Source organism: Rhodococcus sp. EPR-157, from assembly GCF_001647195.1.
Classification (GTDB): domain Bacteria; phylum Actinomycetota; class Actinomycetes; order Mycobacteriales; family Mycobacteriaceae; genus Rhodococcoides.
Map to the genome: position 1 here is coordinate 13,464 of NZ_LVCV01000318.1, position 24,376 is coordinate 37,839.

A 24,376-nucleotide genomic window follows, 5' to 3' on the forward strand; every position below is an offset into this window, starting at 1 on the left:
CAGACCGGCACCTCCGCTGCGCCCTACCGTTCGTACGGTACACGTGTTCCGCATCACAGTCGGAGCCTCGGGCAGAATCGAGACAGTCATGGCCACCACCGCAGTCGGCACCCTAGCCATCGGCACCGCATCCATTTGGTACGAAATCTCAGCACCGGCCGACGGCTCGACCGTTGTGCTGAGTCATTCCCTGTTCTTCGACCACCGCATGTTCGACGAGCTGGCATCGCTTCTGGTGGCCGCCGGCCACCGGGTCGTGACGTACGACCACCGCAATCACGGACAGAGTTCGGTCCACCAGCAGAACGAGGTCAGCGTCGATACCCTCACCGAAGACGCCGCCGCGCTGATCGAGCAACTACAGCTCGGGCGGGTGCACTTTCTCGGAAACTCCCTCGGCGGCTTCGTTGCGCTGCGACTGGCCGCACGCAGACCGGAGCTACTGCTCTCCGCAGTCGCGGTCGGATCGTCCGCCGAGGAGGAACATCAGCTGGAGGCATTCGCACCGCTGGTCGATCGACTGAGCGAGCATGGCGCATCGGATTCGATCGACACCCTGATGTACATCATGTTCGGTGACACGAGCTTGTCGACAGACACGCCGTCCGTCCAGGACTGGCGGGAGCGCATGGTTGCGCTCGACCGGACCATCGGCGGATCGGCGTACCAAGTCATTCACCGCGAGCGGATCGTCGAGGAGCTGCACGGGTGCACCGTGCCCGTGCTGGCAATCTCCGGAACGGAGGATCACGCCTACCCACCACCGATTTCCGACGTCAACATCGCTACCGCCTGCGGCGGAGAACACCGAAGAGTCGACGCTGCCGGCCACTCCGTCTCACTCGAACAGCCGGACACGGTTGCGAACCATGTGCTCGCACACTTCGCCGGCGTCGAGTCGACGGTAGGAAGCCAGGGCTAGAGGCCGAGGGCCCGTTCGAGCGTCGGCCAGGACTCGCGCAGATCGTCCTGCCAGTAGGGCCACTGGTGGATGCCGTAGGGCCGGTAGACGACGGTGGCATCGATGTCGAGTGAGCGCAGCCGCGTGTCGAACAGCGTGGTGCAGTACAACGCCGCAGCCTCGAGCGGGCCGCCCTGGGCTGCTTCCTGCAAGCCAGTTCCACCAGGTCCGAGCTCGTAGGGACCGGGCAACCCGGTTCCGACGGAGATGTAGACGTCCTTGCCGCGGAGCGCCTCGGCGTTGCGCGACGGGTCGTGTGCCACCCACCCGAAGTCTGCGTTCTCGCCCCACATGTTGGTTGCGTTGCCGCCGTTCATGGCGACGGTTGCGCGCACCGCGTCCTTGAGATTGTTCTGGGAGTTGTCGTAGCACCCGCTCAGCCCCGCAACACCGGTGTACAAATTCGGGTGACGGGTGATGAGGTCCATCGCGCCCTGAGCGCCCATGGAGACACCAGCGATGGCATTGGTGCCGTTTCCGGAGAACCGGGCGTCGATCAGAGGAGGCAGCTCTGAGGTCAGGAACGTTTCCCACTTGTTGACGCCCAGGATCGGATCCGGGACGTTCCAATCGGTGTAGTAGCTACTGGAACCACCGACGGGAAGAACCACGTTGACGTTCTTGTCAGCGAAGAAGTCGACGATGTCGGTCTTCTGCGTCCACGTGCTCTCGAGGTAGTTCGACTCTTTACCTGCACTGACGCCATCGAGCATGTACAAAGTCGGCCGGGACACTGCCTGCGCGGCCGGGAGAAGAACCTGAACCTGGATGATCTTGTTCATCGCAGGAGACTCGACGAATACGGCTGCACGTCGGTCCGTGAGCATGTCGACATGATCGATGCGGGCCGGCCTGAACGGCGCAGCCTGCGCAGACGGCGACGCGGCACCATCCGAACTGCCTGTACCGGGGAGCGGCTGGGCCGACACCACACCGGTTCCCAGTATCGACAGCGCAAGGCTGGTCCCCAGCGCTGCAATAACTCGACGGTGCATTACTTATCCATCCTCCCCCGCCGCGCCGATTCCCGGCGCAACACGAACAACATGCGTTTCCCAACCTAACTCACGAGTAGGTTGACCCCCGCAAGCTGTGGAACCGCTCACAGTAGTCGCAACGAATGACGTACCAAAAGTTCTATCGAATGTTTGGGACTCGTACCAAAGGCCGCATGAGCAGGGCTGCAGCGAGAAAACACAGCGCACCGACGAATGTGCCCACATTCGCGACTTCGGCGTCCGCAAGTTGACCGGTCGAGGGACGAACGAAGGCTCCGACCGCGGATACCCCGAATGCGACCGAGCCGATCATATTGAGCCACGTGCTGCGCCAATCTCGCGCGTGCGGATCCCACAATTTGTCGGTCTCGGTCGTCGCGACGACGGCCAGAGCACTTGCGACCAGGAACGCCGTCGAACCGAAGACGTCGGGCCGCCATACCCATCTGTCCGCCTCGGACGACGTCAGACCACTGACCATCGCGATTCCGGTGCTGACGTTGAAGAGCAGCGTGCCGACGAACTGGAGTGCAGCAGCCCACCAGTCGTACAGCTCGACTCGTTCCGATTCGCTGTCCGGTACCGGGCGGCCACTCAACCGCAAGGCGATGAATCCTGCGGCGGTGAAGAACAGCGATCCGACGAAGTACGTGATGTTGTCGAGGTCGGTTCCGACCCACTGCCCGTATCCAGGTACCGCTGCAAGCCCGAACAACAGGGAGCCGACCACGAAACCGCCGGACTCACGCCTGATGCCGACCGATTCACTCCAGCGCACTCAGACTCCGGCCTGCGCAATCACCCGGCCGCTGTCGATCGCGTCGACCAGCGCGCGGTGGTCGGACGTGTTCTGGACGGCATAGGCGTCGGCGAACTCGCTCATCGCGTTCTCGAACGCGGAACTCGAACCGAGATAGCCCGCGATCTCGACGCGATCTCCCGCCCTCGCGTGAGCGTAGGCCAGGACCCTCCCGCACAGCCGTCCGTACAACTCCATCCCCTTCGGCGACATCACCTCGATCACCGCGGAACCTTTGCCGTCGCGTAATTGCCGTAGATAGAGATCCCGTTTTGCACCGTCGGGATCCATACCTCGAGCCCACCCGAGAAAGATATCGCTCGACGCCTGCATGAGCCGTTGCCCCTCGACGACGCGTCGACCCTGGTTGTCGAAGGTCTCCCCGTCCACGTACGACGCGATGACCGACGCCTGCGCTTCCTTGGCCTGAAGGAACAATGGGTCGGTTTCGTCGGCGCCCTCCATCAGGATGATCCACGCACGTGTGCCCACGCTGCCGACTCCGACGACCTTGCGGGCGAGCTGAATCGGTCGGTAGGAGTCGAACAGAAGCTGCTTGTCGTGTTGGAAGGTCTCGCGGTAGGACTGCAACCTGCGATCGAGCTGCCGATAGGTTCCGGCGACATCGTCGACGAGGTCTTCCACCGGCACGATCAATGGCGGGTTCGCGATGATGCGTCTTCGGCCGTCCATCACCGCCGTGAGCTTGTCGAGCGCCTGAATATTGTTCTTGGAGCGCGCTTTCCGGATAAGATCTTTCGTCCGCTTACGCATCGTGGCATCGAGCTCGTGCTGAATGGTTTCGAGTTCGTCGGTGATTTCGACGTGCGAGTACCAGACCTCGAGGTTGCCCAGTTCCGATTGGCGCCTGATTGTCTCCCGATATGCCATTGCACACGATGCGGTGATGCGCCTTCGCTGCTTAGCGGTGAATTCGCGGGAGATCGCTGCCACGGCCAGGCTCGCGACGAGGCGTTTGACGTCCCACTCGAACGGGCCACGATAGGTCTCGTCGAAGTCGTTGATATCGAACGCCATTCGGCGCTCCGGCGTTGCGTAGACACCGAAGTTGCTCAGATGGGCGTCGCCACAGAGCTGAGTGGTGATGCCCGACGATGGCGACCGCGACAGGTCGTCGGCCATCACCAAGGCGGCCCCGCGGAAGAACGGAAACTCCGAGGCCGCCATCCTGCCGTACCGAATAGGCACCAACTCGGGCACACGCGTCGCCGCCTGCGTCTCGAGCAGTGCCACCGGATCGCGCGAAGTAACTGTGAGCGCGGCCAGCGACTCGAGCGGCGTAGATCGCCTGGCCGACTTGCCGCGCTTACGTCGGGAGTCACGGTCGAGAGCGGACGTCATACACCGATTGTCGGCTAGCCGGACGACCCCGTCGTCACCCGTCGAGGATGGTTATCCCCGACCCGTCTTGCCCTGCAGTTCGCCGATCAGCTCCGACGCTTCCGCCTTCGTCAGGCCGTCGGGGACCTTTTTGTCGGCCTCCTGCGCGAGGGTGTTCAGGTAGCTCTCCTGCGGTCCGGTGATCGGCTCGTCGCCGGTGACCCACTTCTCGGGATCCTTCTCGGCGTTCTGGTTTACCTGCTCATTTTCGCTCATACGTTCGTATACGCCCATGCAGTGCGTTCCAAACCCGCTAATTCGGACGAATGACATCAATTGACTGTTCAATGACCGCGGACGCAAGATCGAACCTCACCCCTCCTCGGATCCGGGGTTTTTCCGCGACCCGAGAACATTGTCAGGAGCTCCACATGATTCGCTCGTCCTCCCTCGTTCGCGTCGGCCTCGGCGGTTTCGTCGTCGCTGCAGCCATGGCGACCATGCCCGCCGTCGCCGCGGCCGATCCCGTCACCGACTTCCTCTGCAACTCCGGATCGTCGCAGTTCTGCCCGGCCGTGATCGCGCCTGCACCTCAGGTTGCGCCGGCACCCCAGGCGGCCCCGCGACCTGCTCCGGCGCCGAGTGCGTTCGAGTACAAGAATTGCACCGAGGCTCGCGATGCCGGCGCTGCACCCGTGTACCGCGGAGAATACGGCTACGGTCAGCACCTGGATCGCGACAACGACGGAATCGGCTGCGAGTAGTCCTCGACTTCGCACTTGTGCAGGAGAAATCGGGGTTTTTCCCTGCACAAGTGCGAACTCGGCGGCCGGATAAGCTCACTCGGTGAGACGACGGCAGCAACCGCCGCTGCCGAAGAGGCACGGCCTCGATCCCGCGAGAATTCGGATGCCCGAGGACGGCGAGTGGAACACCGTCCGCGAGTTCCTGATCGACACCCTCCCCCGCATGTCCGTGACTCGCATCGACGAGATGCTCGACGAGGGCGTCGTCGTCGACATGCAGGGGCCTGTCACGTCCACTTCTCCGTACGTGCCCGGTGACGCGGTGTGGTTCCACCGAGACCTACCCGTGGAATCCGTTGTGCCGTTCGATATTTCCATCGTCCACCGCGACGACGCCATTCTCGTGATCGACAAGCCACACTTCCTGCCGACCATTCCGCGGGGTGGCCACATTCTGCAGACGGCACTCGTACGTCTGCGCCTCGAGCTGGATCTGCCCGATCTGATCCCGGCCCATCGACTGGACCGCGTGACCGCCGGGCTGGTGCTGTTCGTCGTCGATCCGGCGCTCCGAGGCGCGTATCAGACACTGTTCCAGGACCGAAAAGTGAACAAAGTGTACGAAGCGATCGCACCCAACGATCCGACGCTGCAGTTTCCGCTCATGGTAAGCAGTCGTATCGTCAAGGAGAAGTTCGACTTCGCTGCGCGGGAGGTCGACGGCGAACCGAATGCGGAAACGCGGATCGAACTGATCGACCAACACCGCGACCTCGGGCGTTACCGCTTGCACCCGCGGACCGGGCGCACCCATCAGCTGCGGCTGCACATGAATTCGCTCGGCATCCCGATTCTCGGCGACGACCTCTACCCACAGCCGACCGAGCGGCCCGTCGACGACTTCACAGCCCCACTCCAACTCCTGGCTTCGACACTCGAATTCACCGACCCGCTCTCGGGCGCCGTTCGCCGGTTCGATTCGCGACGAACCCTCGAGCGGTGGCACTAGCGGAGGTCGATTACGCGGAGTCCACCGTGTCGGGGTGCTGGTTGAGCGCAGCGCTCGCCTGCCGGCGTCGGACATCGATGGCCTCACCGAGGCGCCGGGCCAAGTGCGGATGGGCACGAACGATGACGTCCATCGTCTCGCGCGAGACCTCGAGTATCGTCGTCTCACTCGACGCGACCACACCCGAAATGACCTTCTGACGGGTCAAAGCGGTCAGTCCGAAGTACTCGCCCGGACCGAGTTCTCCGATCGACAGGACATGTCCGTCAGGGGTGTTCACGACGAGGGAGACGTGGCCGCGGCTGATGAAACGCAGCGCCTTCGGGACGTCGCCGACGCGCTGCACCACTTCACCAGAGGCGTAGGACACCAACCGAGCTTCGCCCCGCGCAAGCTGAATGTCTCCCGCCGGGATGTGTAACGCGCTCGCGACTCGCGCCACCTCTGCTTCGACTTCGTCACCGGAGTCGGGTGTCGCGGCATCGTCGAGATGAAGGCCGGCGCGCCGCGACGAGTACCAGAGACGCTGCAACAGTATTGTTTTCGCCGCCGACTCATCTGCGGGCGAAGACAGGGGGATAGCAACCCGATACTGCGCCTCACCGATGGGCGCTGCGCTCGGCTCGAGCAGTGGCGCTCGCGTCGGGACGTCGCGCGCGGTCGCCAGCAACACTTCGACGACGCGGTCCGGCGGATCATCTGCCGAGAACGTCACTGTGCACGAGGCCTTGTAAGACGCACCCTGCACCCGACTGAGATTCTTGAACGACCCGGTCGCAAGCAACGCGTTGGGCACGATCTGCAGTCCGTTTCCGGTATCGATATGCACTGCACGCCAATTCACCTCGACAATCCGGCCTTTGGCTGGTGCGGTATCGAGCCAGTCCCCGAGCTGAAAGGGCTGCTCGAAAAGTAGCAGCAGTCCAGCGATGATCGACCCGACCGCGTTCTGCAGAGCCAACCCGATCACGATCGACGTGACACCCAGCGCCGCGAACAACCCACCTACGTCAGCGCCCCACACAACCGAGAACAACACCCCGAGGCTGATGACGATGACAACGAGGCGGCCGAGATCCACGAAGATGGACGGTAAGCGGCTGCGCCACGTTCCCGACGATGCGTTGGAGAACAGCACCGCATTCGCCCCGGACAGAACGAACAATATGATCAGGAATCCCAGGGCGGTCGCGATGATTCGAGACCAACTGGCTTCGACCGACGCACTCTCCACCTGACTGATCAGCAGCAGAAGAGCGAGCGCGGGCAACACGTAATTCCGCAGCAGTACAACCGGTTTGGCGAAGCTGCTGCCGCGTCGCTGCAATGACGCGTGAACCTCGGTCAGGATCAACAACGCGACGGGGAACACGGCGACGACCAGTACCGCCGGCCAGAACCAGGATTGGGAAAGCAGATCAGACATCGATGCGGCCTCCGTCCAACGACCAGACCTGCTCAGTGCCGGCCGTACTCGTGACAGTGCCCGCCGCGGTGAAGTTGTATGCGCCGGACAGTGCGTCACGAACACGTTGGCTCACGAATACCCCTGGCGTCCCAGCAACCTGGTGCACGCGGTGCGCAAGGTCGAGTGCGTCACCCCACAAGTCGTAGACCATCGACCTCTGTCCCACGAGACCGCTCGACACGGGCCCACTGTCGATGCCGGACCTCAACGTCAACCGTGTGCCGTTCTGCAGATTGAACCGCGTCACGATCTCGCCGAGTTCGATCGCGAATCGAACGACCCGTTCGGCGTGGTCGACCCTCGGAACAACCAGCCCACAACTGGCCAGGAATCCATTGCGCAAGCTGCGCACCTGTTCGACGCCATGGCGCTCGGCCGCTTCTTCGAAGCTGTGGATCAGGGCGTTGAACGCTGCGGCGGATTGATCGGTGGAGATCGTAGCTTCGTAGTCACTGAACCCGGCGACCTCTGCGAATATGACCGAGACGTTCTGGTGCTCAGCGCTGATGTTCTCCTCTCCCTCGCGGTAGCGTTTGGCCACCGGTTCGGGCATCAAGCTGTGCAGCAGCTTTTCGTTCTCCTCTTGCTGCGCCTGGAGAAGCTGCTGTTTGGTGGCGAGGCTGCGGCTCATATCGTTGAATGCCGCGGCCAGATCGCCGAGTTCGTCGTCACTGGTCACCGGAACGCCGATGCCGAGGTTGCCTGCGCTGACTTCGCGAACTGCGCCCGCCAGCTGCTTGAGCGGACGCGTGAACACCCGGGCGAGTAGCAATGACAACACGCACACGAGCAAGACGATCGCTGCAGTGGACAGCGCGAGATTGCGGGCAAAGCGATCCACCGGCGCGAGAGCCTCGTCCGAATCGATCTTCGCCACCAGGACCCAGTCGATTCCGGGGATATCCAGCGGAGTGTAGGCAACCAAAGCGTCGTCGCCGGTGTAGTCGTCCGCAACTTGGACGCCCGTCTCCCCGGCCAACGCCTTGTTCACCGCGAGGGTGTCGACCGGTTGCAGGAGAATACTGCCGCCGCGTTCGACTTCTCGTTCGGCCACGGTGGGTGAGGTGCCTGCCTCGACGACGGTGTCGAGGAATTCCTCGGGGTCGGTGGTCAGTAGCCGAGACACCGAACGCATCAGCCGGTCGGGGCCGGCCAGGTACGTCTCACCTGTCTCGCCGAGACCGTCGTCGGCCCAGCCGTTGTCCGCCGTCATGACCTTGTTGATGGATTCGATCGGCAACTGCAGCGCGAGCACCCCCGAGATGACGCCGTCCTGACCGATAGGTGTCATCACCCACGAAGTCGGCTTGTCGTACGACGGTGCATAGCGTTCGAAGTCGGTGACGAGCGTGTCGTCGACCGAACTCGCCCGCATAGTCTGTTCGAACCCGGTGGCGAGATTCGTTGCGGAGTACGGCCCGGTGCGCACGTTCGTGCCGAGGTCGACGCCCTTGTAGGCGCTGTACACGACGTTGCCTGCTGGATCGAGAATGATCGAATCGTCGAATCCGAACCTGACGGTGAGATCCTCGAAAAAGCCCTGGTAGCGCGCATTCGTCGCCGACCACGCACTGTCGTCGCCCGCCGTGTCCACGGTGATCGCCTGGTCGAAATCACCGTTCGCGGGCACTGTGTAGAGGCTCTGCAAGTAGCGTGCGGCCGGGTCGCGAGGAATGAAAAGAGCGGGATCGACCGGTTTTCCGGTGTTTTCTTCGAGCGCCGGCGCGAATACATCCGAATAATAGGTATCGAGTCCGGCATCTTGCGCCGGAGTCGAAGTTCGTTCTGCCAATTCATCGAATGCTGAGCCGAATTCGTCGGCAGCATCTATTGTTGTCCGGCTGTGCGTGATCACGGCCGCGGAATTGCGGATCGCATCGAACTTGGCGGTTATTTCCCGAGCTCGTGATTCGCGAAGTTCCGTCATTCGGTCGAAAGCAGCGTCGCGGAGCGAAGTGGTGCCGGCAACGTAACCGACGGCCCCCACCACCACTACGGACACCACACTCACACTGAGGAGCATCACCAACAGCTTCGACTGAATTCCCGCCGACAGCAATCGCTTTCGAGTAGATGACCGGGCACGTGCAGAGTATTCGGAGTCCGTTCCAGGCGCCAACGCGGTTCACCATGGTTTCTCTGCTGGAGTTGCTCGTCGCTACTCAATTGTGTGGATCGTAGCGAACAATGCACCGATTTGCGTGCCAGCTGGAATGAACACAAAGTATCTTTCCTGCCGGGTTCGTTTTCGCCGTCGCCGGTTGCGAACCTCAGTCGAGAGAACGTGACGCACGCTTGGCGACGAGCAGTTGCAGGTCCGCGCGCGCAAGAACAGTGTCGACGGTGTCGCCGTGTTGACTGAAGGCCATTCCCGACGACCAGGAACTCGTCGTAGTGGCGTGAAGTCGGTCGACGATCACCCGTGCATCATGTTCGTCGATACCTGGCAAGACGATGACGAATTCGTCGCCGCCGATTCGGGCGACCACATCGGTGGATCGGACATTGGCGCGCACCTCGGCGACGAGTTGAGTCAGTACCTGATCGCCGACGTGGTGTCCGTGCTGATCGTTGACTTGTTTGAAGTGATCCAAGTCGACTATCACCAGTGCAAGCGGCACCGTCGTCCTCTCGAAATCGCGCAGTTGTTTGGCGATGATCCGACGGAACCCGATGCGGTTGAGCGCACCGGTGAGGGGATCCGTTTCGACCTGTCGCTGTAGCCGCCGATGCAGGTAGCTCGCGGCCTCGAGACAGAACAGAGACGCGAGCATCAAGTTGAGCCATGTCACCACGAGTGCGCTGGTCGGGTTGAACGCGAGCGCTACACCCGATGCCGTGATGGCGACGCCCGTCGCCGATCTCGCAGTCAGACGGCTGAAGAACCACCCCAGATAGCACGCAAGCATGGGGTAGAAGATCAGATTGTTGATCGCGACGAATCCTTGCGTGGAAACAGCCATCTGTACGGCCGTGACCGCAATGAACAGGTAGCCCCCGGCCAGGGCGCAGACCGGCGGGAACCTGCTTCCCAACACAGCCGGGATCGACACAGCCACAGCAGCAACGCCTGTCCACAACCACGTCCACGCACTCCCGAGTACGCCCGGGTCCGACGTGACAGCGTCGAGGACGCCGCTGGCAGCGACGACCGCAGCGGCCAGCGACGTGACGTTGGCAAAGGGCGGATTGGTCCACAGCCGGGTCTTCAGGTTGCTCACCGGACCACGGAGTCGCTGCGCCATGACGAACATTCTCGACGTCCGACGGCGAACTCGCTTGCCGACCGACCGCGTCGAAGACGTGTCGAACCTTCGGACGTCGGACCGTGAGGGAATAGCACGCAGTTGCTACCAGAGGTCACCAGAATGGGGCTACTCCGTAGTGGAACGCCCGCCGCGCCTGCGCGAGGCCTACTGCAATAGCGGTTTCTGTGCGAGCGCACTCCGGGGAGTGAGCATTGTCGCCTGCCAGCGTAGACGGACATAACCTCACTCGCGCAGAGACTTTGAGACTTGCGTTGATGAATGAGTTCGTCGCCGTCTCATGACCCAGCCTGCCAAGCGTCAGACATCATCCAACGAGCGGAACCAATGATCTCGGCTAATAAGGTTGATCATTTTGGTATCGATTCCTAGCTCCTCAGCGCGCAAGAGTGCTGACTCTCGCGTGATCGAGTGTCTCGGGAAATCCCATCCTGTCGCTCTGCCGATCTGCTTCAAAATCTCAATTACGTGCGACGGCCGTGACTCATTCACGTGCATAGTCCGACCGTGGTCGACTGGGCCCTTCTCGGACAGATCCGCAATGATTTTGGCGAGATGGTCAACATGGATCGTGGAGTGCAGCGCGGATCCGTCGTCGATCATGAAACCCATCCTGTCCGTCATGTTCCGCAGACCGGGCCAGAACCACTTGTCGCCAGGCCCGTAGACGAGATGGGGTCTGATGACCAGTCCTCCTGCGTCACGCACGTACACCTCTGCTGCCGCTCTCGTTCGGCTAGCGGGTGACCGAGGTCGGATTGGCACACCGTCTACGGGTAGGTCTCGAAATGGGCCGGGCCCATATACGGCGGCGGTACTCACGTACAGCAACCGATCGACGCCGGCTTCCGCCGAGATGGTCGCTATGTTCTGCGTACCTCGCTGATTGACGTCTATGCATCGCTGTTCATCGTGGCCGACGTAGGACACGCAGCTGATGACAGTCTCTACCTGAGCCATGACACGTCGCAGGGAATCGACGTCACTGACGTCTCCGATCCATGCGGCCACTCCAGCGGCCGCCAGCTCCTGGGCGTCGCGCTTTGTCCGCACGAAGCCGATCACACGGCGATAATCGCGAGCGGCGAACTGCCGTATGACGGCAGATCCGATGAACCCAGTAGCTCCGAGCACGAGTGTTACCACGGTGTGTCCGTGTTGAAGGTCCTGTTGGGATGTCTCCCAACGTATCGTTGCGAGACAAGCCATCGGTGAAGAGAGTTGGGTAACAAATGCAGGAGCGTGCTGTTCTCACGCGCCAGGCCGTGATCTTGGGAGCTGCAAAGAGTTTCGAGAAGTTCGGTTACTCCGCCAGCCTGACTACGATCTTGCAACACGCCGGTGTCACCAAGGGCGCGATGTATTTTCACTTCTCGTCGAAGGAAGAGCTGGCGCACGCAGTCATAGATGCGCAGCACGGCATGGCGATGGAGGGCGCCCAACTCGTGGCGGCGCATTCCGATTCCGCGATCGAGACATTGGTGTTCGTCTCCCAGGAAATGGCACGACAGCTTGTGACCGAGCCCATCGCGCGAGGCGGCATGCGTCTGACGATGGAGATCGGCAGTATCCAAGGTCCGATCGAAAAAACGTACTTGGACTGGATCGACTCCATCCGACAGGTGGCGGAACAAGCTGCTTCGGACGGCGATATCGTCCAAGGTACGGACATCGATGCGCTGGCCCGGTTCATCGTCGGGTCGTTCACCGGCGTGCAGATCCTCTCGGAGATGCTGACGGGCAGAGCTGATTTGTACGAGCGGCTGAGCCAGCTGTGGGCCTTGGTGTTGCCCACGATCGTCGATAAGAACAGATTGGCTCACGTCTTGCAGCTGGCAGCACTTCCCCCGCGCAAGTGGGAGCCGCTGACCGCTTGATATCGACCGACCACCAAGGACATTCATGACCTGTCTTCAACGGAGAGTTCCAGTTCTGCCGTAAGTGCATCATCCTGAGTGAACCGGATGCAGTACCGAGTCGGCTCCTGCGCCGATGCGGCGAGGACAGACGTGGAGATCTCACAAGGGGTCTCCCATTCGGTGAATTGGGGGAACACTGCGGAAAGGGTGTGGATCTGAGCTGCGGGGTTGCCGGAGCGATACCGCACAGCCTGCCGGGCGGCCTCGAAGACCACCATGCCGGGAATGTGGTCGACGGGGTGGTCCAGGAGGGCGGAGTTCTGGGGGTCCGGGTCGCAGAACATGACTCGTCGAGCATCGTTGGCACTGATCAGCACATCAGGTTCCGACAGGCGTCCTACCCGGCCGGGGCGGACGGTGACAGACCCTGGCGGGGTCGTGCGCCGGCTCGGGTACTGATTCTCGCGGCCACGCCGGATGCGTCGATACCCGTCGGGGCTCACCCCTCGTGCGACGGCATTGCACCTGGCAATGTCCTTCGATCCATCGCTCAGGGTGCCGGACACGTCGACTCCCGAGACTGCATCGTCGCGGTAGCTCAGCTTGTTGACGGTCAGATCGAATGCCAGCGGGGCGGATGTCGTCGGGATGCCATGCGATCCGAGCATGTTCAGGCTGAATGTCTCCATGAGTAAGCTGTGGTGCGAAGGGATGTGGTACCGAGTGTGGCAGAGGAGCACTACAGCTTGCCGGAATGCCTCTGCCACGCTGAGCGGGTCGTGGTGCCCGCTGGATGTATCGAAGATTCGGTGAGCGGGTGGCAGCTGTATGCCTACCTCGTACGCCGCTTCGGGTTCGAAACGGTAGTCCGTCACGAACACTTCTGCGACAGCATGCCGGTGAACCAGGTGGCGCGGGACAGTTCTTACGTATTCCATTGAAGTAGCGGACCTTTCGGAATCGCCACGCTGCTTCGGTGGCGTGCGAGCTCCAATTCTCGACGTCCTTGTTGGTCTGCGAATCGTCACCATTGACGACTTTCACGGACGGGAAGTCCGATCCGAACGCCCGGAACCCGGCGTGTGCTGGTTGCGTGCCGGGCACAGGCGATGGCTAGTAACGGCCGATCTGGGTTTCCAGCCGGTCTCTGCGAGTACCGCGACCAGACCGACGGAGCATCGCGCACGCCTCGACCTGGGAGTGGACATCGAGCTTGTGCAGGATGTGTCGGACGTGGGCTCGGACTGTGGTCAGTGAGACATGCGCTATCCGCGCAACGGTGTCGGCGTTGTGGCCGGTGTACACGAGTCCCAGGATTTCGAACTCGCGGTCGGTCAGGTCATCGATGCGCGTAGCTTCCTCGGCGCGGATCCGAATGCGCCGCATCAGTGCAAAATTGTCTCGCCGTGCACGACTGTCACGTGGGTCGAGAGCGGTGTGCAGTTCATCGAGCAGCGCTTCGAACGGCAGGTGAGCACTGATCGCCGTCTGGGCGCCGCCTGCGAGGCCGCGAATCAATGATGCGCTGCTATCGAGACCGCCGATCAGGATCGCATCCCTAATCGCCGAAAGCTCTGTGTGATCCCACGCGATGTCTCCGCGCGACAGGAGAACGACCGCTGTGCTGCGGGTTGCGACGTGCTGCGCGAGGAGTCGACGATCCATGGTCTGCGAGTCGAAGTGTGTTCGTGCCGCGAGTCCAGCGACGATGGCGTTAGCGAATCCACGAGCACGCGCGGAGGTGTACACGGTGACGGGGCTGGATGTTGTCATGGCGACAACACCGCCGGGTCATGGCCAGATCATGCGCGTTTCAATCGCTTCGAAACCAGATCGTTGGTTTGCAGCTGTCTACCAGCGAGTGAGTCCGGACAAGTAGGCGAGAGTTGGTGGTGGTGCGGCGAGCTACTCGATTACTTTCAACGCGACGCCTGCCGACAGTCCATCAGTGCCTCTCAATCCCGATCCTGACCGGATGATCGCGACATTCGAGCAAACGAACTTCTGATAGGCCAATCCGGTATGTCAGCGGGCGTCGTCGTAATCGACGCGGGAAGTATGAATATGGGCCTGATGGCGTTTCGCCCAATCGGTGATCAATGAGAGGGTCTGAGCGAGTTCCCGAGCCGCATCGGTGAGTCGATACTCCGTCTTGGGCGGAACCGTCGCGTAGATCGTGCGGTGCAGCAAACCGTCCCGCTCCAAATTTCGCAGTGTGAGAGTTAGCATCCGCCTACTGATGCCCGGGATGGCACGTTCGTACTCGGTAAATCGTACGACCTCTTCCGCACCGGTCAGCGTGAGCACGCCGATGGCCCATTTCCCACTCACCCGATCCAGGACTTCGTTGAGCGGGCAGACCTGCCGGACGGCCTCATGGGCGGCGGTCGCCCCCTTGTGGATTTTCTCCGGGCGGACCATACCTTCGTTACCATCAGTCACCCTTGTTATCATACGTAACGGGCCTGAGATGCCGCTCCCTCGTAAGCGGCCGACCGCACCTCGAGAAGTAGATGCTCCGGGCGAGATAACTCTGCGACCTGCTCGGCGGTCACTTCGGCCAGATCCGGTATCCCTCGACCTGTTCGACGAAGCGGGCCACCGTACGACGGTGTCATGGGGCGTGGGTGTCATGGGGCGTGACCAGGATGGACCCGAACGGCCCATCGGAGGGTCCTCCGATTGTCACCGACTCCGCACGGTGATCTACGCCATACCGCTGTTCTGTCTGCCGGCACTAGCAGGACGGTCACATCGCTGTTCCTCGGTGAATGCAAATGTTCCCTCTTCAGCTCATCGGCGGCACAGACGATGGTGGGTGGTCGGAAATCATAACGACGAAAGGGACCCCGTGTCAGGCCCCACGCCCCGCTCAGTCCCCCGGCCGGGGCTCACCCTGGCCTTGCTCGCCTTCGCCCAGTTCATGACAGCGGTCGACTTCGACATAGTCTTCGTCGCCCTTCCGCAGATCGGCCGGGACCTCGAATTCTCGGAGCAGTCGCTGCAGACGGTCGTCAGCGCTTACACCGTCGTCCTCGGCGGCTTCCTGCTCCTCGGTGGCAGGGCCGCAGATCGACTGGGCGCGCGCCGCACGTTCTTCGCCGGCCTCGCAGTGTTCGGTCTGTCGTCACTTGCCGCCGGGCTGGCGGAGGGTCCCACTGCGCTGGTGCTCGCCAGGGCGGTGCAAGGTTTAGGCGCGGCACTGCTCACCCCCTCCACGTTGAAGCTCGTCACCACGCACTTCGCCGAAGGGGCGGCGCGCAACAAGGCACTCGCGATCTGGGGTGCCGCAGGCGCGAGCGGCGCCGCGGTCGGCGCGCTCGGAGGTGGAGTCCTCACCAGCCTGCTCGGCTGGGAATGGGTCTTTTTCGTCAACGTGCCGCTCATGGTGATCGCGCTGGCTTCAGCACCAGCTCTGCTCGGCAAGGACGCCGCTACGGGACCCGGTGGCTTCGACCTGCCGGGCGCGGTGCTCGCCACCGCCGGCTTCACCCTCGTCGTACTCGGGTTGGTATCCGGCCCTGAAATCGGCTGGCTGACGGTGCGCGGCTTAGCAGCGGTCGTGCTCGGCGTCGTGCTGGTCGGCCTGTTCGTGTTGGTGGAATCCCGTACCCTCGATCCGCTGTTGCCGCTGAGCATCTTCCGCAACCGCAACGTGGGCGCCGCGACGACGGGGGCTTTCTTGTTCATGGGTACTGTCGGAACGCAGTACCACCTGTTCACAACCTATCTTCAAACAGTGCTGGGCTACACCCCGCTCACGGCCGGATTCGCGTTCCTGCCACTCAGCGTGTGCAGCCTGCTGGCGTCGATGAAGCTGGTACCCCTCCTTCTCGGCAGGCTCGGTATTCGATCCACCCTGGTCATTGGCATGACAGGGGTGACCGTGTCGATGGTCGTGTTGGCGCTCGGCATGTCCGTCGACGGTTCCTATTGGGCAGTGCTACCGGGTGTGCTCCTCTGGGGAACGTCCGCCGGGCTCGCCTTTCCCGCGTTGTTTGTGTCGGTCTCGACCGGAGTGGCGCTGGAACGGCAGGGTATCGCCTCCGCGCTCGCCTCGACAGCCCAATATCTGGGATCGGCCGTCGGTCTCGCAGCCCTGGTCGCGGTGGCCACAGCTGGGGTCGGTCCGGATGCGACCTCCGACTCCATCGTCGCCGGCCTCCGTCTCGCGGGATTGGTCGCAGCTGCGCTCACCCTCGCAGGGGCAGTCCTCGCCGCGATCGTCCTGCGCCCTCGGACCGAAACTGCGGTTCCGAAAGCACAGACTGAGAATGCGTGATCAGGCAGGTAAGACCGGATTCGTGCCCGTTCGCTCCCGGCTGGTTCGAACGCGGTTGGCGTCGATTTCTGCTCTTCGATGCGCTGCAGCTCGGCCTCGCGTTTGGTGAGACATCGAGGCCAACGACCTAGCAACGCTGCTCAGCTTCGACCGGCACAAACAAACCCGACCCACCCTTGCGGGTGGGTCGGGTTTGAGTAACGAACATTTGGCGGAAGCGGAGGGATTTGAACCCACGGACGCTTTTACACGTCTCTCGCTTTCAAGGCGAGTGCATTAGGCCGCTCTGCCACGCTTCCTGGTCTCACTCGTACGTGGAGATACTAAACGCTCCGCGCACGGCGAGGCCAATCAGCCCTTGACGTCGGATCTTTCCATCGCGGCGTCGACTTTCTCGAAGATGTCGCCGAGAACCGCAAGCTCTTGTTCCGTCAGCAGGTCGACCAGATGCTTCCTGACGCTGTCCACATGCGTCGGAGCTGCTTCCGTCAGGCGACGCCTGCCCTCGTCGGTGATGACCGCCAGCACGCCACGCCCGTCGTCGACGCACGTGCTGCGCTCGACCATCCCGTCGGATTCCATTCGTCGAATCTGATGTGTCAGGCGGCTACGGGACGACAGAACACCGTCGGCCAGCTCGCTCATTCGCAACGATCCGTCCGGCGACTCCGACAGCATCACCAGGATGCGATATTCGGCCATCGTCAGGTTGTGCGCATCCTGCAGATCCTTGTTGAGTACCCCCATCAATCGTTGGCCGCCGTCGACATAGGCGCGCCACGCTCTCATTTCCGCAGTATCGAGCCACTGCGGGTCCCCCCCTGGACCAAAGGATCGTTCGGCCGTCACCCGATCATATTAGGCACTCGACTTACCGATGAGTAGCTCTGCGTGCTCGACGTCCGTTCGCCGGACTCGGCATAGTCTCGATAGATGCCCGAACCACACATCGATACCCCGTACGTTGCATCCGAAGACCGCTACGAGTCGATGCCGTATCGCCGCACCGGCCGCAGTGGCCTGAAGTTGCCGGCGATCTCGCTCGGCCTGTGGCACAACTTCGGTGACGACGCACCCCTCGATGGCCAGCGTGCCGTACTCAGACGCGCGTTCGACCTTGGAATCACCCACTTCGATCTAGCCAACAACTACGGCCCGCCCTATGGCAGTGCGGAGCAGAATTTCGGTCGGATCCTGCGCGAGGACTTCGCCGGATACCGCGACGAACTGGTCATCTCGAGCAAGGCCGGATGGGACATGTGGCCCGGCCCCTACGGATTCGGCGGCTCACGGAAGTACCTGCTGTCCTCGCTCGACCAGTCGCTCGGACGGATGGGGCTGGACTACGTCGACATCTTCTACAGCCACCGCCCCGACCACGACACCCCACTCGAGGAGACCGCGGGCGCATTGATCAGCGCGGTGCAGCAGGGCAAGGCTCTCTACGTCGGCATCAGCTCGTACACGCCGGAGAACACCGCGAAGATGGCTGAACTCTTGACAGCTGCAGGCGTTCCGCTGCTCATCCACCAGCCCAGTTACTCGATGGTCAACCGGTGGATCGAGGACGGCTTGCTGGAGACTCTCGAGCAGGTCGGCGCGGGCGCGATCGCGTTCTCTCCGTTGGCGCAGGGAATGCTCACCGACAAGTACCTCGACGGAATCCCCGAAGGCTCACGCGCCACGCAGGGCAAGTCCTTGAACCCCGACTGGTTCACCGACGAGCACGTCGAGCACCTGCGGGAATTGAACTCCATTGCCTCCGCCCGCGGCCAGTCGCTCGCACAACTCGCCCTCAGCTGGGCGCTGCGCGATCCACGGGTGACCTCGGTGCTGATCGGTGCGTCGAGCGTCCGGCAGCTCGAGAACAACGTCGGTGCGCTGGAGAACCTCGACTTCACCGCCGAAGAGCTCACGGCCATCGACGAGCACGCCAGGGACTTCGGGATCAACCTCTGGGATATCTAACCGCTGCGCCGCATAGGGTGGTCGTATGCACGCAATCACTTTGACCGAGTTTGGATCCCCCGACGTGATGCAGTGGACCCAGGTGCCGGATCTGCGCCCTGAACGTGGACAGGTCATCGTCGACGTCGCCGCCGCGGGGGTCAACCGAGCCGACCTGATGCAGCGTCAGGGCTTCTATCCCCCACCGCCTGGAGCAAGCGAGACCCTCGGGCTCGAATGCTCCGGCATCATCTCCGAACTCGGTGAGGGTGTGTACGACTGGAAAGTCGGCGATCGAGTGTGCGCACTACTCTCCGGAGGCGGCTACGCCGAGCAAGTGGCCGTCCCGGCAACACAGCTCTTTCCGATTCCGGGCGCCCTGGATCTCCATGCGGCAGCAGCACTTCCGGAGGTCGCATCGACGGTATGGTCCAACCTCGTCATGTACGGCGGCCTTCGCTCCGGGCATGTAGTGCTGCTGCACGGCGGCGGAAGCGGAATCGGCACGCACGCAATCCAGGTCGCGAAAGCACTCGGGGCAACCGTTGCCGTCACCGCGGGCTCGAAAGCCAAGCTCGACTTCTGCGCGTCGCTCGGAGCCGACATTCTGATCGGCTACAAGGAGCAGGACTTCGTCGAAGTTCTGCGCGACAGCACCCACGGCGCAGACCTGATTCTGGACAACATGGGCGCAAAGTACCTGCCGCGCAACGTCGAAGCATTGGCGATGGACGGCACCCTCATCACCATCGGTATGCAGGGTGGATTGAAGGGTGAATTGGACTTCGGCGCACTGCTCGGCAAACGCGGAACCATCCATGCCGCGGGTCTACGCGGACGCCCCGAGACGGGACCGTCGAGCAAAGCGGACATCGTCGCGGACATGACGGCGCGGCTCTGGCCGATGATCGAGGAAGGCGTCGTGAGCCCGATCGTTCACGCCGAACTTCCGATAACCGAAGCGGCAGAGGCACATCGAATGCTCGACGCCGATGCAATCGGCAAGGTCATCCTGAGGGTGCAGTAGCCGCTACGTCAGAGAAGCGAGGCACTTCACCAGCTGATCGATTTCGTACCGCGTCGTGGACGGAGCAAGTCCGATGGTGACGGCACCGCCCTCCTCGTTGACGCCCAAGGCGTCGAGAAGCCTGCTGCCACTGTGAATTCCGCTGACTACGCCGATACGGTTCTGTGCGAGATGCTCGGCGACCTTCTCGGCCGACGTGTCGGCGACGGTGAAGCTGAGGGTCGGAATTCGACTCGGCGCGTCACCGAGGACCATGACGTGGTCGAGCTTGCCGAGCGAACGCAGCAGGTAGTCGAACAGTCGATCGTGGTAATCCTGCAGCGACCCGATGGACAGCTGCAGACGCTCGCGTCGCGTGCCCGTCGCGGCGTCGTCCAGATTGGCAAGATAGTCGATCGATGACACGACCCCGGCCAGCAACGCGTACTGGTGCCCCGCCATCTCCAGCCTCTCGGCGCCCTTGGCGAGCGGATTGAGCGACATCGACGGAATCCGGTTGAGCAGGCTCGGATCGCGGAAGACCAATGCACCCACCTGGGGCCCACCCCATGCCGATGCCTGGACGGCCACGACGTCGGCAGCCAGTTCTTCGATGTCGACATGCGCGTACGGCGCCGCGCCCGCAGCGTCGACGACGATGAGGCCGCCGACCGCGTGCACTCGATCTGCCGCCACGCGCACATCGGGGGCCGAGCCGACGATCGAGGACGCGGCAGTCATGGCGACGAGCCGCGTCGTGGCGGTGATCAGTTCCTCGAACTGCCAGCTCGGAAGTTCACACGTATCGATCTCGACTTCGGCCCACCGGACCTGTGCGCCGTAGCGGCTGGCGATGCGAAGCCACGGGGCCACGTTCGCTTCCTCGTCGAGCCTCGACAGCACGAGGCCGGTTCCGAGGCCGAGACGCGATGACAGCGACTCCGCAAGCCATGCGAGCAACGTCCCGCGGTCGGGGCCGAGTACCACACCGGCAGGATCTCCACCGACGAGATCGGCGATGGCTGCCCGCGCCGCGTCGAGTAGCCCTGCGCTGCGTCGAGAAGACATGTGGCCCGACGTGTGAGTCGGCGCACTTCCGCGAAACGCTGTGGACACGGCAGTCGACACACGATCGGGAATCTGCATCCCGTTCTGCGGATCGAGGTGGATCCAGCCGTCGCCAAGAGAGGGAATAGACCCTCGGACCCGTGCGACGTCGTACCCCATGCCGGACACTCTAAGCGCCGATTTCGTAAGCGTGTGTTCCACATCCCCTATTGGGCTCGACTGTATTGCTGTCTAGCACGCGAAACTTCCCTCCATACCCGGCCCTGAACAGGATAATCGGCCCCGCTCGTCGCGCAATCCCGCACAACACGTAAGGATGGCGGTATGACGCAATCGGACTCGCAGTCGAATCCCGAAGCCGGTGACCATGTCGTTGTGATCGGCCCGAACGGACAGCCTCTCGCACTGAGCCGTGAAGAGGCAACCGCCGCCGCGGCACGTGCGACGGCCAGCGAGGGAGAAGAAAGCGGCGAAACTCCCCTTTCGGACATGGTCGAGCAGCCGGCGAAGGTCATGCGCATCGGGACGATGATCAAGCAGCTTCTCGAAGAGGTGCGCGCAGCTCCGCTCGACGACGCGAGCCGGACGCGGTTGAAGAACATCCATGAGTCCTCGATCCGCGAACTCGAGCAGGGGCTCGCACCTGAGCTGCGGGAGGAGTTGGAACGTCTCGCGCTTCCGTTCGGCGAGGACTCCATCCCGTCGGACGCCGAGCTTCGGATCGCGCAGGCCCAGCTCGTCGGCTGGCTCGAAGGCGTGTTCCACGGAATCCAAACCGCGCTGTTCGCCCAGCAGATGGCCGCCCGCGCCCAGCTGGAGCAGATGAGGCAGGGCGCTCTCCCTCCCGGCGTCACGTTCAATCCCGGTGGTGTGGGCCACACTGGCGGCAGCGGCACCGGGCAGTATCTGTAGCGCCGGGAGCGGAGCCTGCGGAATGACCCAGACGGCTCTGGAGTGGAGCCTGCGGAACGACGTGTTGGGTGCGGGTAAGGTCGATCGTCGTGTCGGCCCCAGCAAAGAATCCCGAGAACGAAGCAGGAGAGCGTGTGACCGTTCCCGTTTCGGACTCGTACACCTTCAAACGTGCATTCGGCGACCTGAAGACGGGTTTCACGCAGCGCGAGTTGTGGCTGCACCTGGGTTGGCAGGACATCAAGCAGCGCTACCGCCGGTCGGTGATCGGACCGTTCTGGATCACCATCGCCACAGCCGTCCAGGCCACGGCGATGGGTCTGCTGTACTCCGTCCTGCTGGACATGGACCTGAAGACGTTCCTGCCGCACGTTGCCGTCGGCTTGATCATCTGGAACTTCATCAGTGCCGCGATCCTCGAAGGTGGAGACGTCTTCGTCGCCAACGAGGGTCTGATCAAGCAGCTGCCGTCGGCGCTGTCGGTGCACGTGTACCGGCTGGTGTGGCGTCAAGTGTTGCTGTTTGCGCACAACCTGATCGTCTACGTCATCATCATCGCGATCTTCCGGCCGTCGTTCCACTGGTCCGATTTGTCCGCGATACCGGCGTTCGCGCTGCTCATCGTCAACGCGGTGTGGGTCGCCCTGCTGTTCGGCATCGTCGCCACCCGTTACCGCGACATCGCGCCGATCCTTGGATCGATGGTCACGCTGCTGTTCTTCATGACGCCGATCGTCTGGACCACTCAGGGTCTGATCAATCAGGGCGGGCAGGCTGCCGAGCGGGCCAGGCTCGTCGAGATCAACCCACTGTTCCACTACCTGGACATCGTGCGCGCACCGATGATCGGTGAACCGCAGCAGCTGTATCACTGGTACATCGTCATCGGCTGCACTGTTGTCGGATGGGTGCTGACAATTCTCGCTCTCAAGAAGTACCGGGCCCGCGTGCCCTACTGGGTTTAGGGGCTCATCTCATGTCCGTCAGCATCAGCACCCACAACGCGTGCGTCGACTTCCCGATCTTCGACGCCAAGACGCGCTCGCTCAAGAAGGCTTTCCTCGGCAAAGCGGGTGGAGCGATCGACCGGAACAGCTCCGACGTCGTCGTCGTCGAAGCCCTCCGCGACATCACGATGAACCTGAAGGACGGCGACCGCATCGGACTCGTCGGGCACAACGGCGCAGGCAAGTCGACGCTCCTGCGTCTGCTGTCGGGCATCTACGAGCCGACCCGTGGCAGTGCCTCGGTTCGCGGTCGCGTCGCGCCGGTGTTCGATCTGGGCGTCGGCATGGACCCCGAGATCTCCGGCTACGAGAACATCATCATCCGCGGCTTGTTCCTCGGGCAGACCCGCAAGCAGATGCTCGCGAAGATGGACGAGATCGCCGACTTCACCGAACTCGGCGACTACCTCGACATGCCGCTACGGACCTACTCGACGGGTATGCGCGTACGCGTCGCGATGGGCGTCGTCACCAGCATCGATCCGGAGATCCTGCTTCTCGACGAGGGCATCGGGGCGGTCGACGCCGAATTCATGAAGAAGGCGCGTATTCGCCTGCAGGAGCTGGTCAAGCGTTCCGGCATCCTCGTCTTCGCCAGTCATTCCAACGAGTTCCTCGCACAGCTGTGTGACCGTGCGATGTGGATCGACCACGGCCAGATCCGTCAGGAAGGCGGCATCGAAGACGTCGTGCGCGCGTACGAGGGCGACGATGCGGGCGATCATGTGGCGACGATTCTGAAAGAGCTCGCCCGGGATGCGGCACGACCGGGCGATGACGCGGGTGAGTGAGAAAATAATCGGGGTGATCGTGACGCACAAGCGTCGCGAATTGCTGGCTCGATCGCTCGACGTCATCACGCACCAGAGCCGCCCGCTCGACCACCTCGTCGTCGTCGACAACGCGCACGAGGACGACGTTCGCGACCTCGTCGAATCGGCTGACCTTCCGACCACTTATCTTGGGTCGCATCACAATCTCGGGGGCGCCGGCGGATTCGCGCTCGGCATTCTGTATGCGCTCTCGCTCGGTGCGGACTGGGTCTTTCTCGCCGACGACGACGGGCGTCCCGAAGGTCCCGATGTGCTTGCGACGCTGTATGCCTGCGCCCTGAAGCACGGCCTCGACGAGGTGTCCCCCGTCGTCTGTGACATCGACGACCCGGATCGACTCGCGTTTCCGTTGCGCCGCGGCGTCGAGTGGCGTCGGCTGCGATCCGAGCTGATCGATCCGCGCAATCCGGACGACGATCTACTCGAAGGCATCGCGTCGTTGTTCAACGGTGCCCTGTTCAAGGCGTCGACTATCGATGCGGTCGGGGTGCCGGATCTGCGGCTGTTCGTGCGCGGCGACGAGGTCGAGGTTCATCGCCGGCTGCAGCGTTCGGGGCTTAAATTCGGTACCTGCCTGACCGCGGCGTACGTGCACCCGAACGGCGCCGACGAGTTCAAGCCGATCCTAGGTGGTCGGATGCACACCCAGTATCCGGACGATCCGACCAAGCGCTACTTCACGTACCGCAACCGTGGCTATCTCATGTCTCAGCCCGGGATGCGAAAGCTCCTCCCGCAGGAGTGGATTCGGTTCGGCTGGTTCTTCCTTGTGACCACTCACAACCCCAAGGGTCTGGCGGAGTGGTTTCGGCTTCGCCGGCTCGGGCGTCGGGAGCACTTTCGCCGCTGAGGTGGGCTTTGCACCGAGGGCTGA

Annotated in this window: 25 protein-coding genes and 1 tRNA gene; 11 read left to right on the forward strand and 15 right to left on the reverse strand. The window is 62.7% G+C overall.

The features are described from left to right. Nucleotides 1-88: 88 nt before the first annotated feature. Complete coding sequence (locus A2J03_RS14720) at nucleotides 89-922, forward strand: alpha/beta fold hydrolase (RefSeq protein ID WP_068375300.1); 834 nt, start codon at nucleotides 89-91, stop codon at nucleotides 920-922. Here the strand turns inward: A2J03_RS14720 and A2J03_RS14725 are convergent. From A2J03_RS14725 to A2J03_RS14740, 4 genes are all read right to left on the reverse strand, one after another. Next, nucleotides 919-1,956 (reverse strand): alpha/beta hydrolase, encoded by a 1,038-nt coding sequence (locus A2J03_RS14725; protein WP_068375226.1) that lies wholly within the window; start codon nucleotides 1,954-1,956, stop codon nucleotides 919-921. The two genes, A2J03_RS14720 and A2J03_RS14725, sit on opposite strands and share 4 nt — an antisense overlap. A gap of 142 nt (nucleotides 1,957-2,098) precedes the next feature. Further along, a complete protein-coding gene (locus tag A2J03_RS14730) occupies nucleotides 2,099-2,737 on the reverse strand; it encodes a YrhK family protein (protein ID WP_068375229.1) in 639 nt (212 codons plus the stop codon). Beyond that, a complete protein-coding gene (locus A2J03_RS14735) occupies nucleotides 2,738-4,120 on the reverse strand; it encodes a DUF2252 domain-containing protein (RefSeq protein ID WP_068375231.1) in 1,383 nt (460 codons plus the stop codon). A gap of 51 nt (nucleotides 4,121-4,171) precedes the next feature. Beyond that, complete coding sequence (locus A2J03_RS14740) at nucleotides 4,172-4,375, reverse strand: DUF3072 domain-containing protein (RefSeq protein ID WP_068375303.1); 204 nt, start codon at nucleotides 4,373-4,375, stop codon at nucleotides 4,172-4,174. Nucleotides 4,376-4,530: 155 nt separating this feature from the next. Between A2J03_RS14740 and A2J03_RS14745 the strand changes: the two genes are divergently transcribed. Beyond that, nucleotides 4,531-4,863, forward strand: coding sequence for an excalibur calcium-binding domain-containing protein (locus A2J03_RS14745; protein ID WP_068375234.1), 333 nt, complete (start codon nucleotides 4,531-4,533; stop codon nucleotides 4,861-4,863). Nucleotides 4,864-4,945: 82 nt separating this feature from the next. After that, the gene (locus A2J03_RS14750; protein WP_197480777.1) at nucleotides 4,946-5,854 is read left to right on the forward strand and encodes a pseudouridine synthase; all 909 of its coding nucleotides are present in this window, start codon (nucleotides 4,946-4,948) and stop codon (nucleotides 5,852-5,854) included. A 10-nt stretch (nucleotides 5,855-5,864) separates the two neighbouring features. Here A2J03_RS14750 and A2J03_RS14755 read toward each other — a convergent pair whose 3' ends face one another. From A2J03_RS14755 to A2J03_RS14770, 4 genes are all read right to left on the reverse strand, one after another. Continuing rightward, nucleotides 5,865-7,280: a mechanosensitive ion channel domain-containing protein gene (locus A2J03_RS14755; protein ID WP_068375240.1), complete on the reverse strand. Its 1,416-nt coding sequence runs from the start codon at nucleotides 7,278-7,280 to the stop codon at nucleotides 5,865-5,867. Continuing rightward, nucleotides 7,273-9,333 carry an adenylate/guanylate cyclase domain-containing protein gene (locus A2J03_RS14760; protein ID WP_231912542.1) on the reverse strand — a complete coding sequence of 687 codons (2,061 nt, stop codon included), beginning with the start codon at nucleotides 9,331-9,333 and terminating at the stop codon, nucleotides 7,273-7,275. The genes A2J03_RS14755 and A2J03_RS14760 overlap by 8 nt, the downstream gene beginning before the upstream one ends. Before the next feature lie 259 nt (nucleotides 9,334-9,592). Next, nucleotides 9,593-10,567, reverse strand: a complete 975-nt coding sequence (locus tag A2J03_RS14765; protein WP_197480778.1) for a GGDEF domain-containing protein — start codon at nucleotides 10,565-10,567, stop codon at nucleotides 9,593-9,595. A 321-nt stretch (nucleotides 10,568-10,888) separates the two neighbouring features. Next, entirely contained in the window at nucleotides 10,889-11,734 is an 846-nt protein-coding gene (locus A2J03_RS14770) for an NAD-dependent epimerase/dehydratase family protein (protein WP_068375307.1), read from the reverse strand. Nucleotides 11,735-11,820: 86 nt separating this feature from the next. Between A2J03_RS14770 and A2J03_RS14775 the strand changes: the two genes are divergently transcribed. Then, the gene (locus tag A2J03_RS14775) at nucleotides 11,821-12,465 is read left to right on the forward strand and encodes a ScbR family autoregulator-binding transcription factor (RefSeq protein WP_068375250.1); all 645 of its coding nucleotides are present in this window, start codon (nucleotides 11,821-11,823) and stop codon (nucleotides 12,463-12,465) included. A 23-nt stretch (nucleotides 12,466-12,488) separates the two neighbouring features. Here A2J03_RS14775 and A2J03_RS14780 read toward each other — a convergent pair whose 3' ends face one another. The 4 genes from A2J03_RS14780 to A2J03_RS31115 form a co-directional block, all read right to left on the reverse strand. Continuing rightward, entirely contained in the window at nucleotides 12,489-13,478 is a 990-nt protein-coding gene (locus A2J03_RS14780; protein WP_331712378.1) for a ScbA/BarX family gamma-butyrolactone biosynthesis protein, read from the reverse strand. Between the two features lie 82 nt (nucleotides 13,479-13,560). Further along, complete coding sequence (locus A2J03_RS14785) at nucleotides 13,561-14,220, reverse strand: response regulator transcription factor (RefSeq protein ID WP_068375256.1); 660 nt, start codon at nucleotides 14,218-14,220, stop codon at nucleotides 13,561-13,563. A gap of 252 nt (nucleotides 14,221-14,472) precedes the next feature. Further along, on the reverse strand, nucleotides 14,473-14,889 hold the full coding sequence (locus tag A2J03_RS14790; protein ID WP_231912543.1) for a winged helix-turn-helix transcriptional regulator: 417 nt from the start codon (nucleotides 14,887-14,889) through the stop codon (nucleotides 14,473-14,475). Nucleotides 14,890-14,897: 8 nt separating this feature from the next. Next, the gene (locus A2J03_RS31115; protein ID WP_197480779.1) at nucleotides 14,898-15,065 is read right to left on the reverse strand and encodes a hypothetical protein; all 168 of its coding nucleotides are present in this window, start codon (nucleotides 15,063-15,065) and stop codon (nucleotides 14,898-14,900) included. A gap of 233 nt (nucleotides 15,066-15,298) precedes the next feature. Between A2J03_RS31115 and A2J03_RS14795 the strand changes: the two genes are divergently transcribed. Continuing rightward, nucleotides 15,299-16,729, forward strand: coding sequence for an MFS transporter (locus A2J03_RS14795; RefSeq protein WP_197480780.1), 1,431 nt, complete (start codon nucleotides 15,299-15,301; stop codon nucleotides 16,727-16,729). A gap of 209 nt (nucleotides 16,730-16,938) precedes the next feature. On the opposite strand, the gene A2J03_RS14800 is transcribed toward A2J03_RS14795, so the two are convergent. Together A2J03_RS14800 and A2J03_RS14805 are read right to left on the reverse strand one after the other, a co-directional pair. After that, nucleotides 16,939-17,028: transfer RNA gene (locus A2J03_RS14800), tRNA-Ser, on the reverse strand. Nucleotides 17,029-17,080: 52 nt separating this feature from the next. Beyond that, nucleotides 17,081-17,578, reverse strand: coding sequence for a MarR family winged helix-turn-helix transcriptional regulator (locus tag A2J03_RS14805; RefSeq protein WP_442971356.1), 498 nt, complete (start codon nucleotides 17,576-17,578; stop codon nucleotides 17,081-17,083). 84 nt (nucleotides 17,579-17,662) lie between these two features. On the opposite strand from A2J03_RS14805, the gene mgrA reads away from it, so the two are divergent. Beyond that, nucleotides 17,663-18,697, forward strand: coding sequence for an L-glyceraldehyde 3-phosphate reductase (mgrA, locus tag A2J03_RS14810; protein ID WP_068375265.1), 1,035 nt, complete (start codon nucleotides 17,663-17,665; stop codon nucleotides 18,695-18,697). A gap of 25 nt (nucleotides 18,698-18,722) precedes the next feature. Next, nucleotides 18,723-19,703, forward strand: a complete 981-nt coding sequence (locus A2J03_RS14815; RefSeq protein ID WP_068375269.1) for an NAD(P)H-quinone oxidoreductase — start codon at nucleotides 18,723-18,725, stop codon at nucleotides 19,701-19,703. 3 nt (nucleotides 19,704-19,706) lie between these two features. Here the strand turns inward: A2J03_RS14815 and A2J03_RS14820 are convergent, their stop codons facing one another. Next, nucleotides 19,707-20,909, reverse strand: a complete 1,203-nt coding sequence (locus A2J03_RS14820) for a cysteine desulfurase-like protein (RefSeq protein WP_068375272.1) — start codon at nucleotides 20,907-20,909, stop codon at nucleotides 19,707-19,709. A 165-nt stretch (nucleotides 20,910-21,074) separates the two neighbouring features. Here A2J03_RS14820 and A2J03_RS14825 point away from each other — a divergent pair, with 165 nt between their 5' ends. The 4 genes from A2J03_RS14825 to glfT1 all read left to right on the forward strand — a co-directional run bounded on the left by A2J03_RS14825 (nucleotide 21,075) and on the right by glfT1 (nucleotide 24,352). Next, on the forward strand, nucleotides 21,075-21,662 hold the full coding sequence (locus A2J03_RS14825) for a bacterial proteasome activator family protein (protein WP_068375275.1): 588 nt from the start codon (nucleotides 21,075-21,077) through the stop codon (nucleotides 21,660-21,662). 89 nt (nucleotides 21,663-21,751) lie between these two features. Next, the gene (gene wzm / locus A2J03_RS14830; RefSeq protein WP_068375278.1) at nucleotides 21,752-22,627 is read left to right on the forward strand and encodes a galactan export ABC transporter permease subunit Wzm/RfbD; all 876 of its coding nucleotides are present in this window, start codon (nucleotides 21,752-21,754) and stop codon (nucleotides 22,625-22,627) included. A gap of 11 nt (nucleotides 22,628-22,638) precedes the next feature. After that, nucleotides 22,639-23,460, forward strand: a complete 822-nt coding sequence (wzt, locus tag A2J03_RS14835; protein ID WP_068375282.1) for a galactan export ABC transporter ATP-binding subunit Wzt/RfbE — start codon at nucleotides 22,639-22,641, stop codon at nucleotides 23,458-23,460. Further along, nucleotides 23,444-24,352 carry a galactofuranosyltransferase GlfT1 gene (glfT1, locus tag A2J03_RS14840; RefSeq protein ID WP_068375286.1) on the forward strand — a complete coding sequence of 303 codons (909 nt, stop codon included), beginning with the start codon at nucleotides 23,444-23,446 and terminating at the stop codon, nucleotides 24,350-24,352. Before wzt ends, glfT1 begins: the two co-directional genes overlap by 17 nt. The last annotated feature ends 24 nt before the right edge of the window (nucleotides 24,353-24,376 follow it).

Coding starts and splice junctions, on each gene's coding strand:
- A2J03_RS14825 (WP_068375275.1), top strand. CDS start 21,075: ATGACGCAATCGGACTCGCAGTCGAATCCCGAAGCCGGTGACCATGTC.
- A2J03_RS14735 (WP_068375231.1), bottom strand. CDS start 4,120: ATGACGTCCGCTCTCGACCGTGACTCCCGACGTAAGCGCGGCAAGTCG.
- A2J03_RS14755 (WP_068375240.1), bottom strand. CDS start 7,280: ATGTCTGATCTGCTTTCCCAATCCTGGTTCTGGCCGGCGGTACTGGTC.
- A2J03_RS14775 (WP_068375250.1), top strand. CDS start 11,821: ATGCAGGAGCGTGCTGTTCTCACGCGCCAGGCCGTGATCTTGGGAGCT.
- A2J03_RS14780 (WP_331712378.1), bottom strand. CDS start 13,478: ATGGTGACGATTCGCAGACCAACAAGGACGTCGAGAATTGGAGCTCGC.
- A2J03_RS14725 (WP_068375226.1), bottom strand. CDS start 1,956: ATGCACCGTCGAGTTATTGCAGCGCTGGGGACCAGCCTTGCGCTGTCG.
- mgrA (WP_068375265.1), top strand. CDS start 17,663: ATGCCCGAACCACACATCGATACCCCGTACGTTGCATCCGAAGACCGC.
- A2J03_RS14765 (WP_197480778.1), bottom strand. CDS start 10,567: ATGGCGCAGCGACTCCGTGGTCCGGTGAGCAACCTGAAGACCCGGCTG.
- A2J03_RS14815 (WP_068375269.1), top strand. CDS start 18,723: ATGCACGCAATCACTTTGACCGAGTTTGGATCCCCCGACGTGATGCAG.
- A2J03_RS14785 (WP_068375256.1), bottom strand. CDS start 14,220: ATGACAACATCCAGCCCCGTCACCGTGTACACCTCCGCGCGTGCTCGT.
- A2J03_RS14740 (WP_068375303.1), bottom strand. CDS start 4,375: ATGAGCGAAAATGAGCAGGTAAACCAGAACGCCGAGAAGGATCCCGAG.
- A2J03_RS14745 (WP_068375234.1), top strand. CDS start 4,531: ATGATTCGCTCGTCCTCCCTCGTTCGCGTCGGCCTCGGCGGTTTCGTC.
- glfT1 (WP_068375286.1), top strand. CDS start 23,444: ATGACGCGGGTGAGTGAGAAAATAATCGGGGTGATCGTGACGCACAAG.
- A2J03_RS31115 (WP_197480779.1), bottom strand. CDS start 15,065: ATGACACCGTCGTACGGTGGCCCGCTTCGTCGAACAGGTCGAGGGATA.
- A2J03_RS14820 (WP_068375272.1), bottom strand. CDS start 20,909: ATGGGGTACGACGTCGCACGGGTCCGAGGGTCTATTCCCTCTCTTGGC.
- A2J03_RS14720 (WP_068375300.1), top strand. CDS start 89: ATGGCCACCACCGCAGTCGGCACCCTAGCCATCGGCACCGCATCCATT.
- wzt (WP_068375282.1), top strand. CDS start 22,639: ATGTCCGTCAGCATCAGCACCCACAACGCGTGCGTCGACTTCCCGATC.